We start from the raw sequence: 15,802 nt of genomic DNA, 5'->3' as shown, positions 1-15,802 counted from the left end.
TGTTATTACCTTTTATCACTTTACTTAGGAGAAGTTACCGGCCTTTTGGGTTTGATGATGGCAGGTATGTGGAGGATAAGGTAATCGGCAGTGCAGATGTAGTCGTTGCCCGAGCGCTGGAACGCCTGCCTGTTGCTGTTCAGCAGTGCGGCGGCATACTGTAGTTCCTGGCCTTTGTAGTACTGGCCCACATCTTCGGGCGCACTTTCCATTATTATCCTTGTCAGCTCGGTAAGGGTCTTGTTCTTTATACCGTTCTGCTTCAGTATGGGTATGTCGCGCTGTGTCAACTGCCCATTGGGGCGGGGATAGAGCGTCTTCATCTTCATAGGGTCCTGACCACCCATACCCAGCGAAGGCATCACTACTGCATTCGCACGGTTGATCTCTCCCGATGAAACCCCTGATGGCACCGATCCCGATATGGCAAGAGTAGATGTGGATGTAGCCGAACGCTGGCCACCTGCAGGCCCTGCAGCAGCCACGGTAGGCATACCTACAGACCTGGCGCCTGTAGGTGACGAGGATGCAGCAAGCGGTGCAGGTTGTGTTGGGGTCATAGAACCTGTGCGTGCACCATTGGTAAGCGCCGCCGGTGTAGGCGCCACTGTAGATACAGCCCTTGCCGCTACAGGCACAGCAGCCGTTGCCGGCCCGGTGGGCTGGTTCATTCTGCCGACCGGGAAGGGCGATGCAGTGGCCGGTGCAGTAGCACCTATCTGGGCCTTTGCAAGACCAGTGACCGGTGCGGGTGCAGTAGTGGCAGGCACTACCTTGCCTGGTGTCAGTATATTGGTAGAATTATTACCCGGCACTATAGCATTATTAGGCTGCACGGCAACTCCCGCCACGGTCTTTGAGGCAGGCGATGCCGCTACAGCCGCAGGCATTTGCGTGGTGATACCTGCCTTTGTAGTTATGCCCGCTCCGGCAGGTGGTGTACCTGCATTCGCAGCCCCGGGGCGTATGGTCTCTGCCGTGGCAGGGCGCGATATATTAGATGGAGTTGACCTGCCAGACGCATCTGTACCGGCCGCAACACCGGTATTGGTATTAGCTCCGGGCAGAGGTTCCTTTCCTATCCTGCTCACATATGAGGCCGCAGCAGGTATATTGGAGCGCGGCATAGATGGCATACTTATCTGCGGCATAGACCTCGATGGGTCGTCACCGGCATCACCACCCATTGCAGGGGTAGCAGGTGCGCCCGGCCTGGCCGCTGTACTATTTGTAGTATTGGCTGCAATACTCTTTGCATCTGCAGGTGTACCCTGTGCCGCTATAACAGGCTTATTGCCCTGCTGTGCCGCAGGTGCCCCTGCAAGGGCCGATGTAGCAGGTGCATTATCAGTAACAGCACCAGCCACTCGCTGCTGCGCGGGTGCATTATTCACAGCATTGGCTCCCGTAATAACAGATGGCGGCGTGGCAGGTGCATCGGCCAGCGCTCTTGCTATCTCTTCATCACTTACACCACCACGGGGCATAGTGTATCTTTCTTCGGGAGATACATTGGCGACCGAACCATCGGTGTCTGTCGCCACACCCGTGGCCATGCTATCGCCACTGGCCGGTATACCCTGCCTTATACTGCGTGGCGACTCTACGGCCGCTGTTCGTACAGGCTGCTCTGTGCCCGGTATCAGGCCCAGGAAATACACGGCCGCACCACCACCGGCCAGCAGCAGCAACAGCAATGCTGCTGCCAGCGCTCTTCTACGTCCCCTACCCTTGCCTTGCTCGGGTTCGTTTATATGGTCCAGCAGCTTGTGTGTGTATACAAAAAGACGATTGTACTCCTTTACCCTATATCTTACTTCCGTATCGGTCCATGCAGTATTCGGGTCTTCCCATAGGTCGAACGGCCTGTCGGGGTCACTATCCGCCTCATCTTCTGTATCGTCTGCTGTATTGCTATAGTTATTATAATTATCGTTCGCGGTATAGCTATCGGTATCCTCATCGACCGCTTTCTCATCACTGCCGTAGGCGGCCGCCACTTCATTGTTCCTTACCTCCTGCACTGCATTGTTCCCGGCCTCGTATGGCTCTGTGGGCAAGGCTATGGTCATTGCCTTCTGTATACCCTTTTTGGTACGCACGGCAGTAGAGCGTTGCATCTGTGTCTTGCGCCCTTTGAAATCTTCCCACTCTAATGTGGCTATGATGCCTGCATTGCGCACGAACTCATACACATTTCTGTCGAAAGAGAAGTAAAGTGTGCCGGTATCGCTATAGTGTTTCAGCGCCTCGTCCAGGAATTCCATCACTTCCGTCTCCTTATTGCCAAAGGAGTGTGGCGATGGTATCACCAGGTACTTCTTATCCTCATCTACGAACGAACTGAAGAAGGGCGTTTTGTTCAGCGGTATCAGGTTGGCCTGCGCAGCCACGAACTCGGCCGGCTCGCGTATGATCACATCGGCGCCCTGCGCTACCTTTATCACACCATTCTCTATATTCTCTTCGTTGGTAATGAGGTCCTCATGCAGCGAGTGGAGTACTTTATAGATATACTCGGCCTCGGTGAAGCCATCCTGCAATACCATGCACGAGCCTATGAAGGTGCCGAAACGCTCGGTGTTCAGCTCGCGGGCATAAGAATAGATACAGATACAAATGGAATGCACGCCATCTACTATCTCGCGCCGCACAGAGAAAAGCTCTGAACCGGGATAGAACTCTATGGCAGTATCATTAAGATCGAGCGTGCCTTTGAAATGCGCCCCATAATAGAACACCTGCTGGAAGCCGTATGGCTCTCCGAACGTACCGAATATACCCAATCCGATCTGGCTATTCATTATACGGGCAAACTACTTAAGAGAAAAATGAATGAGTTAGTGATATAAATATCTGCAAAATAAACTCATTATTTCGTTATGCGTTTGCTAATGACGAGCCATTAATATATAAAACAGCCGAGAAGTGAGGATAAAGGCAAAAATCATGTCTTGCGGGGCTTTTTGCGGGCAGCGGGAAACAGTACATTGTTCAGTATGAGCCTGTAACCGGGCGATGTAGGATGAAGGTCCAGGTCGGTAACAGGGTCGTGTATCATGTGCTGGTAATCTTCGGGATCGTGACCGCCGTAGAAGGTCCAGGTACCCTTACCGTATTCGCCATGTATATAACGGGCCTCATTGGCAGGTTTGTATTCGCCCATCACCAGCACACCCGACTTCAGCACATCTTTCCGGAAGGCAGTGGTCTGCCCCATAAAACCCTTTATGGTGGTGGTATGGTTCTGACACAGCATAGCAGGTACGGGGTCGAACTTGGCCGAGAAAGTAAAAAGGCTGAAATAGTCTATGCTGGGCTGAATGGACGTGCGGAACTCTGTATTGTCTATGGTAGAGTACTCGTAATGCATGGGGCTCATTACGAGGTTGAAATCCTTGAAAGCAAAGCACTTCTTGAAATCCAGTTTCTGCTGCGCCTGCTGGTCGGCAGGGTCGCCATCGAACATCGATTCGCATATGTCCACCCCATCTGCCGCAAGGGCTATGTCATAGCTGTCTGTAGCAGAGCACATGGCAAAGAGGTAGCCGCCACCGGCCGTGAAATCGCGTATCTTCTTGGCCACGGCCAGCTTCAACTGCGACACCTTTTTGAAGCCATGGCGTGCCGCTGTGGCCTCTGCTGTCTTCTGGTCGGTCTGGTACCAGGCCTCTTGGCGAAAGCTGGCCCAGAACTTGCCATACTGCCCCGTAAAATCTTCGTGGTGCAGGTGCAGCCAGTCATATTTTGCCAGGTCGTCCTTCAGCAGTTCATCGTCATATACCTTATCGAAGGGTATCTCGGCATAGGTGAGCACAAGGGTCACGGCGTCGTCCCAAGGCAGCTTGTTGGGCGGGGTGTATACCGCTATACGCGGTGGTTTCTCCAGCTTTATCACATCCCCGTTGAAGTCGGGGTCGAGTATGGAGTTCAGTATACCACTGTATTCGGCATCGCTCTTTATCTCGTAGGCCACACCGCGCAGCTTGCACATACGCTCTACCCCCTCTACCTGGTCCATACCAAAGCTGCCACCCTTGTAGTTTATCAGCCAGTCTATCTGCATACCACCTTTCAGAGCCGCATAGGCTATGCCATAGGCCTTCAGGTGGGCCGTCTGGGTCTCGGCATCCATGGGTATGAATATTTTGTTGGCCCATACCGGCATGGCGAACGACATGCAGCACAATGCCGCTACGCATCGCAAAAAGAGGGTCTTTCGTACGCTCATCAGGTTCTTCACAGGCCGTAAATTACCGAATATAGGCATACAGCGGTAAGGCATGAGATATTTTAACGTTACAAGATATCGTCAGAACTTCCATTCGGCTTCCAGCCATTCTTTGGTCTTTACATCGGTGAGGTCTATGGTCACCGGCACTATAGAGGCATAGCCATCTTTCAGCGCCTCTACATCGGTACCGGTACCCTTATCCAGGTTCAGGAATTTGCCTACCATCCAGTAGTAGTCCTTTCCGCGGGGATCTGTCCTGTGGTCGAACTGCTCCTGCCAGCGTGCATATGCCTGGCGGCATATCTTCACACCTTTGAAGTCGCCCTGCGTGGCATTGGGTACATTCACATTCAGCAATATATGCGGCGGTAGCGGTTGCGTCAGCATGCGCTCGGCCACATTGCGCGCCACCTGCGCGGCTATAGAAAAATCGGCATCGAAATCGAAGTTGAAAAGCGATATACCTGCCGATGGTATGTCTTCTATGGCAGCCTCCATGGCCGCACTCATGGTACCCGAGTATATGACATTGATAGAGTGGTTGGGCCCGTGATTGATACCGCTCAGGCATATGTCGGGCTTTTCGTGCAGTACCTTGTCGCGCGCCAGCTTCACACAGTCGGCGGGTGTGCCGCTGCACTGCCATGCATCTATTCCATCGAACACATCTACTTTGTTCAGCCGCAGCGGATGACCTATGGTAATGGCATGCCCCATACCCGACTGCGGGCTATCGGGCGCTACTACCACTATCCTGCCCAGTCCGCGCACAGCATCTACCAGCGCCTTTATACCGGGCGCGGTTATGCCATCATCATTGGTTATGAGTATTATGGGTTCTTTCTTTTGCATATGGTCTGTTGTCTTTGTAACGGTCACTCGCCAATATCTATGGTGTAGGGCAATGCCATCATGGCCCTGCCGTTCATGCGCTGCAGGCTCTTCAGCCTGCTGTACCATTCGTATACGGGTGCAGCTTCTTCCTTCAGCGCCTCGCGTATGGCCGTCTTTGTTTCGGTATTGCTGCCCAGGCGTTTCATAAGCGAGCTTAGCTTATCCTGTGGCTCGGGGAAGGTGACCACCTTATAGTTGCCCAGCTTCGCCAGTGCAGCGGCACTCTCCAGCGCCATATCCAGGCCACCCAGCCTGTCTACAAGGCCTAGTCTCAGCGCATCTGTTCCTGTCCATACGCGGCCCTGCGCTATAGAGTCCACCATCTCGCCCGATAGTTTTCTGCCTGCTGCCACATGGCCTTTGAACTGCGCATATATAGTATCTATAGTACGCTGCATGCGCTGCCCTTCTTCGGCGGTGAGGGGACGTGTAGCTGTAGGGAAGTCGGCATAGGGGGCGTTCTTTACCCCGTCGAAAGTGACACCCAGCTTGTTGTTCATCATCTTGTCTATATTGAACAACATACCGAACACGCCTATGCTACCCGTAATGGTATTGGGCAGTGCGAATATGCTATCGGCAGCAGTGGCGATATAGTAGCCGCCAGATGCCGCATAATTGCCCATAGATACTATGAGCGGCTTCTTTGCCTTTAGCAGGCTCAGCTCGCGCAGTATCACCTCTGATGCCAGTGCACTGCCACCGGGCGAATTCACACGCAGCACTACCGCTTTCACGTTATCGTTCAGGCGCAGTTTCCTTATCTCGTTGCACATGGTCACCGATGCTATCTCCCATGTATTGTTCTGCTCACCATCTACTATATCGCCCTCGGCACAGAGTATCCCTATCACGGGCTTAGTGCCATGAGTGCCGGTCTCTCTTACCTGGCCCGAATAATCATTGATGGGAATGAACTCTATATCGTCTTTCTCGCTCTTGCCGGTCTCCTTCCTTATCAGGCGTTCTACCTGGTCGCGGTAGCGCAGGCCATCTACCATGCCATACTTCTCTGCATCCTGCGGGAACTGTATGGCACCCGCTACGGCCAGTTGGTGTATGGTATCTTTGCCGGTGCGCATATGCTCTGCAGCAGCCAGCAGGAACTGGTCCCACATGCCATCCTGGAATGTTCTTATCTGCAGCTTGTTGGGCTCGCTCATACGGTCTGCACGGAAGGGCTCGGTAGCACTTTTGAATTTGCCTGCATAGTATATCTCGGGCTGCAGCTCCAGCTTGTCTAGTGTGCCTTTGAAGAACGCCAGCGATGTGGACATACCTTTCAGATCGATACTGCCTGAGGGATTCAGGAAAACGCTATCGCATACACTGGCTACGAAATAGGCTCCCTGTGTGATGTTCTCTCCATATCCATACACGAATTTTCCCGACCGCTTGAAATCCTTCAGTGCATTGCGCAGCTCCTGCAGGGCCGCCCATCCATTGGCCGATGGCCCTAGTCGCAGGTATACGCCTTTTATGCTGTTGTCGGTACCCGCCTCTTGCAGTGCATAGGTGATATCGTACAGACCGGCCTTATAGGCAGGTCCGTCGCTGAACGAGGCGAACTGATCTGTCTCGCCCTGCTCATGTATCTTCTTGGTAAGGTCTATGAGCAGTACATCTCCTTTCACCGGCTCTTTTTCATTGTCCGTCACCGACCTTATGGCGCCTACCACAAGAAATACGATGAACACCACGAACAACACCCCCGATACGACGATGGCCAGCAAAGAAGCGAAGAACGACCTGAAGAATTCTTTCATAACAAAACGGATCTGTTGGGCACAAAGATACGCCTGCCGGGCCATGCATATCCACAAAAAGAGCGGGGTATTCCCCGCTCTTGTGTTAATAGAATAGTAAAAAAACTCATTATTGCTCCATCACGAAATGGAAGGATGCCTGGCCCTCCTGCGTGTGCAGTGTGAGGATGTACATACCATTGGCAAGCGCATTGGTCAGCATCACCTGGGCGTCTATCCTGCCCTGTATGGCCCTCAATGTACCCTTATACACCACCTGGCCCAGCATATCGGTCACGTCCACTACCACATCTTCGGTAGCGCCACCGGCCAATGTGCCACGCACCTGGAAGGTACCCTTGTTGGGGTTAGGCATCAGCCTGATGTCGCTCTGTATACCGGCCTGCGACCTCACAGAGGTAGTGATGGAAACGAACACCCAATCTGACGTGCCTATGTTGCTGCAGATGCCATCGCTGATGACCTCGCAGGCTATAGAGTCGCGGTCGTTGAAAACAGCAGTGTAAGAGTCGCTCGTAGCACCCGGTACAGGGTAGCCGTTCACCTTCCACTGGAAGGTGGGCGATGCACCTGCATTGAATGCTACGGCCGTCAGCGCTATAGGCTTGCCCGTCATTACACTCAGACCCGGATCGGCATGTATCACCACCGTAGGTATCACCATTGGTTCCACATACATCTTCACATCACTGCTCACTACACTGTTGGCCAGCCTGCAGCGGTAGTTGCTGGTGAGCGTATAGTTCACCACATTACCATCGCCGGGCATGAAACTGTATGTAGGCCCTGTGCCCACAGGTATACCATTCACCCGCCATGCATATGCAGGGGCAGAACCGCCATACTCCGGTGCAGCCGTAAAGGTGACCATAGCATGCTGGCATACGCTGTCGTTGGGGTCTACCGTCAAGCCTGCCACTGGCAGTGCCATAGGCAGTACAGTGAGGGTCTTATTACCCGTTGCGGTAGCTACGGCCAGGCAGGTATGGTTGCTGGTCATCACTACTGTCACTACATCGCCATCGGCAGGTACAAAGCTGTACGAAAGCCCTGTGCTTACGTTCACGCCATTCACCTTCCACTGGAAGGTAGGCGCGGTGCCGCCATGCACAGGTGTGGGGTTCAGCGTCACTGTTTCGCCGGGGCAAATGCTATCTGTGGGCGAGGCCACTATAGATACCGATGGCGTCTCCTGCGGCGCTATTACCACGGTAGCGCTGCCTGCCATGTCTTTGGTGCAGCCACTGGTGATGTTGGTGGCCAGTACTGTATAGGTACCTGCGGATGTGAGCAGGCCGAAATCGAGCGGCAGGCCTGTACCCGACACATAACCTACTGCAGTAGCGCCATGGTACAGCACATAGCTTACACCCGGCTGAGAGCCACTAAGCCCTATGTGAACACCCGTACCGCCAGAGCAGTAGCTGCCGCCACCTGTTACATTATATACCGTAGGCAATGGCTGCACGGTAACAGAGCGTGTAACACGGCAACCATGACCGGGGAATTCGTAAGTGATGGTAGCAGAGCCAAGAGATACGGGCACTGCTATCACCGTATTGGTAGTGGTAGGTGCCAGTGTGGCCACCGCCGGGTTGCTGATGCTCCATACACCACCTGTAGATATACTGGTGAAATAGCCTGCGCTACCCATGCATATATGCTGGTTGCCGGTTATAGGCTCCGGTGTCGGATCTACGCGTACTATTTTTGTACGGTAGCAGCCCACACCACCCGTTACCACTGTATATCTTATCTGTGCCAGGCCTGCGCTTACGCCTGTCACTACACCGGTGCCGGCCACATCTACCACATAGGCCCTATGTGTAGAATCGCTGGCCCATACACCACCCGGGGTAGCGCTCATCAGTGTCACCGATGAATGTACGCATACGCTGTCCGTGCCGGTGATAGGCGCCGGCAGTGGGTTAACGGTCACGGTCAGTATATTGAAACATCCTGTACCTACTGTAAATGTGACCACGGTAGTACCTGCCACATGACCGGTAACAATACCCGCAGCATCGACAGATGCTATCGCAGGGTTGCTGACGCTCCATACACCGCCCGACATAGAGTGTGTGAGCGTGGTGGTACCACCTGCCTCGCACACCCTGGGCAGACCGCCTATGGCCGGTGGCAGATTGATAACAGTAACTACCGCCGTAGTGCGGCAACCGCTGCCCATTGTATAGGTAACAGGCACAAGACCACCGGTGATGGCGCTCACTACACCTGTCACTGCATTGATAGTGCCATATGGGTTCGATGCGGGATCGGAGCTCCATACACCGCCGGCAGGCGAGCTGGTAAGGTTGGTAGCAAAACCGGCACATACCGTGAGCGAGCCACCTATAGTGGCAGGATTGCCATTGATGGTCATAGGCCATGTTTTGATACAGCCTGTGGATAGCATGGTGGTGATGATGACACTACCTGCCGACACACCTGTTACAACACCTATGGGGTCTACTGTAGCTATCGTGGGATCGCTGCTTATCCAGGTCACACCCGGTGTAGCGCTGCCCAGTATGGTCATATCGCCTACGCAAAGGTTCGATATACCTGTAATATCTGCAGGCAGCGGATTAACGGTAAAGTTTTGCGTACGGATACAAGAAGTAGGCAGTGTGTAGGTTATTATCGTTTGCCCTATACCACCCACGCCGGGCATAGTTCCCGACACGCCTGTCACTATACCTGTACCTGAGCCTATAGTAGCCACCGCAAGGTCTGTGGATGTCCATATACCACCCGCAGGACCACTGAAGAGTGTAGTAGTAAGCCCTTCGCATACCTCTGGCGTACCTGTTATTACTGCTGGCAACGGATGCACGGTAACGGTCACCTTAGCATTACAGCCAGTGCCCAGTGCATAGGTTATCACTGCTGTGCTGTCGCTGAGGCCGCCGTCTATACCCGTTACTATACCTGTAGTGCCCACATCGGCCACCAGCACATCGCTGCTGCTCCATGTACCACCCGGCGTAGCATTGGTGAGGCTTGTGGTCAGTCCTTCGCATACCTGCAGGTTACCCAGTATGCCTGCAGGCAGTGGGTTCACTGTTATAGGCTTCACAGAGAAACAGCCGGTAGAAAGTGTATATGTGATATCGGGGAAGCCAGCGCTATGGCCTGTTACATCGGCGGTAGAAGAGGTCACCGGTGCAACAGTGGCCTTTGAGTTATCGCTGCTACTCCATCCGCCACCGCCTATGGCATTGGCCATGGTTATGACAGAGCCTACGCATACGTCATCGGGCCCGGTTATAGGGTATGGCGCCAGTATCAGGAATACTTGTTTCGATACCGAACATCCTGTTGGGAGCCTGTAAGTGATGATGGTAGTATCATCTATGAGACCATCCGCATTGCCAATGGCAGAATCGGCGAATGCGAGTATAGTAGGATCGGCACTGTACCAGTGACCACCCGGCGTACTGGTATAGGTAGCGGTGGTGAAGTTACAGAACGCATCAGGGCCTATTATAGGTACCGGCAGCGGGTGTACCGTTGCCGTAGCTGTGATGCGGCAACCTGTGCTCAGCAGCGTATAGCTGATATTGGTAGTACCGGCACTGATACCGCTAACTACACCCAGGCTGCTTATAGAACCTACCAGCGGTGCGCTGCTGCTCCACGAGCCGCCACCTGTAGTGTTGGTCAGGGCAGTGGTTCCGCCCACGCACACCTCTAGTATACCGCCTATGTTAGCAGGCAATGGGTTCACGGTAATAGTATCGGTAATGACGCAACCCGTTACAGGCGCTGCATAGCTGATAACAGCAGAGCCTGCGGCAACACCCGTCACCACACCCGATGAGGCACCAACAGCAACATTGCCGGAAGGAGTGTTCCATGTACCACCGGGAGGCGTGTTATTGAGCGTTATCGTTTCGTTCACGCATACTTCGTGCGTACCTGTATGGTGTGCAGGCAGTGTGTTCACTGTCACCGTTGCCACTTTATAGCAACCCGTGGTAGTGAGCCTGTATGTGATATTGGTAGTACCTGCGGCCACGCCACCTACCAGGCCACCTGTGCTCACAGTGCCTATGGCAGTGTTGCTGCTGCTCCAGGTACCTCCGCCTGTACTGTTGGTAAGCAATGTGGTGCCATATGTTGCACACACCTGCATAGTGCCTGCTATATCTGCCGGTAGCGGATGCACTGTTACGGTCGTTGTCTTATAACAACCCGAACCGAGTGTATAAGTAATGGTAGCAGTAGATGCGGGCAGCACGGTACCGTCCACACCCGTTACCACGCCCGATGAAGAGCCCACCGAAGCGATAGCAGGGTTGCTGCTGCTCCATGTGCCGCCACCTGTGCCTATAGAGAACAATGATGTGGTAAGGCCCTGGCACACTTCCATTACGCCTGTTATGTTGGCGGGCAGTGAGTATACGGTAACCACCTGTGTAGCACGGCAGCCTGTTGGCAGTGTGTAGCTGATAACAGTGGTCAGCGGACCGCTCACACCTGTTACTACACCCGGGGCACTTATAGAGCCTACCGATGGCAGGCTGCTGGTCCATGTGCCACCGGCGGGTGTACTGTTAAGTGTAGTAGAGAAAGATACGCATGTAGTGGCGGCTCCTGTTATGGGTGTGGGCAGCGCATGCACGGTCACTACCACACCTCTGCGGCAACCCGTTGCCAGTGTATACATTATGGTGGTGGTATCAGCGCTTACGCCCATCACCAGGCCACCTGCGGCCGCTGTAGCTACAGCGGTATTGAAGCTGCTCCATGTACCTGCGGGTGTGCTATTGAGCGTAGTAGTAAGACCTATACAAACCTCTGCCGTGCCCGATATGGCCGATGGCAAAGGCATCACGGTCATTACCGCCGTCATAGCGCAGCCTGTAGGCAATGTGTAAGATATCAGTGCCGTACCGGCCGTTACGCCTGTCACCTCACCGGTTCCGGGTACAACGGTCACATTGCCGCTGGGGCTGCTCCATGTGCCTGTACCGGGTGTGCTGGTGAGCGTAGTAGTAGCGCCCACACATACCGTGAAGGTGCCTGCTATCGCAGATGGCAGCGGGTTCACCGTAGCGGCAATGGCCAGTGTACAGGTGGTGGGCAGTGTGTATATGATGGTAGTGGTACCCGCTGCTATACCGCCCAATATGCCCGAGCCTGTACCTATGGTGCCATTTGCAGGCAAAGTGCTTGTCCAGGTACCGCCGGTGGGGTTACCGGTAAGCGTAAGGGTGCTTTGTTCACATACCTCGGGCGCTGCCGGTGATATACTTGTAGGTAGCGGATTTACCAGCATTACCGTAGTACGGTAGCAGCCGGTAGGCAGAATGTAGCTTGTAGTGGCCGTACCCGATGACACACCGCAGAACGAACCCGATGCAGAACCTATGGAACCTACAGATGCATTGCTGCTGCTCCAGCTACCGGTACCCGGTGCGCTGGTGAGTGTGGTACATTGGCCCACACATACTGCTGTAGCACCTGTTATGGCCGCAGGCAGCGCGTTCACGGTCACTACCAGGGCGTTGGAGCAACCCGTAGAGGTCAGCGTATAGCTGATGCTGGTAGTACCGGCCGATACGCCGCCTACCACACCTACAGTGTTCACGGTACCTATAGAAGGGAAACTGCTGCTCCATGTACCCGGCAATGCCGAAGATGAGAGTGTTATGGTACTGCCCTCGCACACAGTGGCAGGGCCGCCACCTACTACACTTGGTAAAAGAGGCAGGGGATTCACTGTTACGACCGTAGAGGTGCTGCAACCCGTACCCAGCGAGTATACTATAGTAGATGTGCCTGCTGTAAGGCCGCAGAACAGCCCGCTGGCAGGATCGATGGTGCCAACAGCGGTATTACTGCTGCTCCACGCACCACCTCCCGATGAGTTGGAGAGGGCCGTACACTGGCCTACACAGGTAGTAAGTGTACCCCCTATGGTACCGGGCAACGCATGCACGGTAACGGTGGCCGTGCTGCGGCAACCGTTGGGGATAGTATATGTTATGTTAGATGTACCCGCGGCAAGGCCATTCACTACCGGTGGCGTAGAGGCCACCGTAGGTGTAGCGCTTAGCCATGTACCACCGACAGGTGTGGCAGTGAGCGTGGTAGAGCCCGCTACACAAAGCGCCAGGCTACCCGAAATATGGCTTGGCGTATCCAGCACGGTCACTATAGCAGTATCGAAACATCCCGATGGAGCAACATAAGATACCATTGCAGTACCGGGTGCTAGGGCTGTCACTATACCGCTGCCTCCTATGGTAGCCACAGTAGTTGGCGTTATGTTCCATGCCCCGGGCGCGGGTGTTGCGTTCATTGTTATTGTAGACCCTACGCATACCGTAAAGGTAGGCGCAGTGATGAGCGGCGTTACGTTCACCGTCACTGTTGTAGTGTTATAGCATCCTGTACCCATTATATAAGATACAGTAGCAGTACCTGCCGTACCACCGGTAACGATACCCGAAGAGCTGCCAACGGTAGCTACAGAGGTAGGCGTACTACTCCATGTACCCAGTGGCATAGCATTGCCCAGTGCGGTAGTATAGCCCTCGCATACGCTGGTGATGCCTGTGATACCCGGCGGCGTGGGGTGCACCGTTACCACTGCCGTAGCTATACAGCCGGTAGGCAAGGTATATGTAACTATACAAGTACCGTTACCCACGCCACTCACTACACCTGTACCCAATGCTACGGTAGCTATACCCGGGCAGGCACAGCTCCAGGTACCGCCACCCGTGGTATGGTTCAGGGTAGTGGTAGCACCCACACATACCGTCATAGTACCGGTAGGCGCCGGGGCCGGGGCCAATACTGTAACGGTAGTAGTGCTATGGCAGGTGGCGCTCAGCGAATAGCTTATGGTAGCTGTACCTGTTGCTGTACCTGTGGCCACACCTGTGCCCGGAACTATAGATATACTACCCGTACCCGCGCTACTGCCCCATGTGCCGCCCACCGATATATTGGTGAATGTGGTAGATGGAAATCCCAGGCATATGCTGGATGGGCCTACTATTGGCGCCGGGGTGGGTACTACGGTCACCGTTTGCACCGTAAAGCATCCGCCCGCTGTATAGGTAACATTGGCCGTACCTACACCCGAGCCTGTGACAACACCTGTAAGAGGTCCTACACTTACACTTCCGGTGCCGCTACTGCCCGTCCAGAAACCACCGGCCGGGGTACTGTTCAGTGTCACGCTAGAGCCCAGGCATATAGTGAACTGCCCTGTTATAGGCGTAGGGTTGGGGTTTATGCTCACGGTGGCCGTTCTGTAACAGCCACTGCCCATGTCATAAGATATAGTGGTAGTGCCGGTAGTGATACCCGTTACCACACCCGATGCCGATATAGTACCTACACCCGTGCTCACACTGCTCCATGTGCCGCCTGCAGGTGTGCTGGTAAGCGTAGTGGTAGCACCCACACAGGCGAACAATGAGCCACCAATAGCTGTTGGTGTAGCTGTCACCGTGGCTACGGCTGTGCTGTAGCAGCCTGTTGGCAATGTATAGGTGATAGTGGCCGTACCGGGTGCCACGCCCGATAGGTTGCCCGAGGCATCTACCGAGGCTGTACCTGGTGCGTTGCTGCTCCATGTACCACCTGCAGGCGCACTTGTAAGCGGGTTGGAAGCGCCCGTACACACAGCCATTACACCCGATATATTGGATGGACGCGGGTTCACGGTCACAGTAGCGCCTACGGTACAAGTTCCCACGGTATATGTTACCGTAGCCGTACCGGGTGTTACACCCGTAACGACACCCGATGAAGGGGTAGCTATAGAAACGTTGGGTGATGTACTGCTCCATGTACCACCTGTGGTAGTATTGGTAAGTGTGGTGGTGCCACCGCCCTCACATACTGTAAGCGTACCGCCTATGGCCGGCAGCGCACAACCTGTAATTGCTACCCTGTAATTATCGAAATAGGAATGCTCTTCATATACTTCCGTCCATGTAAAGATGAAGGTCACCGAGATGGACGGCCCACGATGGTTGGCATAGAACCCGAAAGCGGTGAGCGGGGTACCTGTATAGGTAGCATCAACCGCGGTACCGCCCAGCGCTGTCACACCCGCAGAAGGATCGCCGAAGGGGCCGGTAGCATCGTCGCGCACATACAGAGACCATGTATTGGTACTGGGATCGTACGTCACCCGCACACTGGCATAACGCGTACCGTTCGGTAAAAGTGCAGCCGACGCTATTATATTGGTACGGGTGCCCTGTATGCCGCCTGTATAACGTATCAGCTGTATCTGCCTAGGCGTTGTGGGATTGAAACAGACCGCATATCCGTTACCTGCCGTGGCTATATTGGCATTGGTGGCGCCCAGCACCACTACAGAGTTATGGTCGCTACCGGTGAACCCGCTGGCATTGGCCGATGTATACATGTTGAAGGTCCATGTCACCACCCCGGGATTGGATGAGAGCGTAGTATTGAAAGGCGCTGCATACCCGGCAGTAGGTGCAGAGGTATAAACGTAGCCGTTATTGCCACCGGGCGATGTAGGGCCTGCCACCCAGCCCACAAGCGTATTGGCGTCATATGGTGTTGCCGCCGGGAAACTCGCGAAGGTAGTGAACGGACAATTGCCTCCCATCTGTATACCCATACGGGTACCGCTCAGGAAATTGGTGAAGCCTGCAGCGGGTGTACCTCCTGCTATCGCGGGTCCTGTACCTGTGAATGTATTGAGGTAGACCGTCTGCGCAGATGCCCCGACAGAGAGCAACGAACACATCAGTATGAATAGATAAAGCGGCCTGTAAAGAATTTTCATGCGAATTTGTTTTGGGTGATCAATTACTAAAGAATGGGTCCGCAAACTCCTTCAAAAATAATTGAATGTAAAAAATAGCTTATACAAATAGACGTAAAATATTATGTCACAATAACC

5 protein-coding genes are annotated in these 15,802 nt (G+C 54.1%); all 5 read right to left on the bottom strand.

Annotated elements, in window-relative coordinates; translation table 11 throughout:
• Positions 1-20: 20 nt before the first annotated feature.
• Positions 21-2,804: a hypothetical protein gene (locus tag ABD843_RS06415; RefSeq protein ID WP_345080241.1), complete on the bottom strand. Its 2,784-nt coding sequence runs from the start codon at positions 2,802-2,804 to the stop codon at positions 21-23.
• A gap of 143 nt (positions 2,805-2,947) precedes the next feature.
• Entirely contained in the window at positions 2,948-4,285 is a 1,338-nt protein-coding gene (locus ABD843_RS06410; RefSeq protein WP_345080238.1) for a hypothetical protein, read from the bottom strand.
• 27 nt (positions 4,286-4,312) lie between these two features.
• Positions 4,313-5,086, bottom strand: coding sequence for a 5'/3'-nucleotidase SurE (gene surE / locus ABD843_RS06405; protein WP_345080235.1), 774 nt, complete (start codon positions 5,084-5,086; stop codon positions 4,313-4,315).
• Between the two features lie 23 nt (positions 5,087-5,109).
• The gene (gene sppA, locus ABD843_RS06400; RefSeq protein ID WP_345080232.1) at positions 5,110-6,894 is read right to left on the bottom strand and encodes a signal peptide peptidase SppA; all 1,785 of its coding nucleotides are present in this window, start codon (positions 6,892-6,894) and stop codon (positions 5,110-5,112) included.
• Between the two features lie 109 nt (positions 6,895-7,003).
• Positions 7,004-15,685 carry an Ig-like domain-containing protein gene (locus tag ABD843_RS06395; protein WP_345080229.1) on the bottom strand — a complete coding sequence of 2,894 codons (8,682 nt, stop codon included), beginning with the start codon at positions 15,683-15,685 and terminating at the stop codon, positions 7,004-7,006.
• Between the last annotated feature and the right edge of the window lie 117 nt (positions 15,686-15,802).

Source organism: Nemorincola caseinilytica, assembly GCF_039540515.1.
Classification (GTDB): Bacteria; Bacteroidota; Bacteroidia; order Chitinophagales; family Chitinophagaceae; genus Nemorincola; species Nemorincola caseinilytica.
Note: the sequence above shows the minus strand (reverse complement) of the source record. Positions and strands in the feature narration are given on the sequence as shown.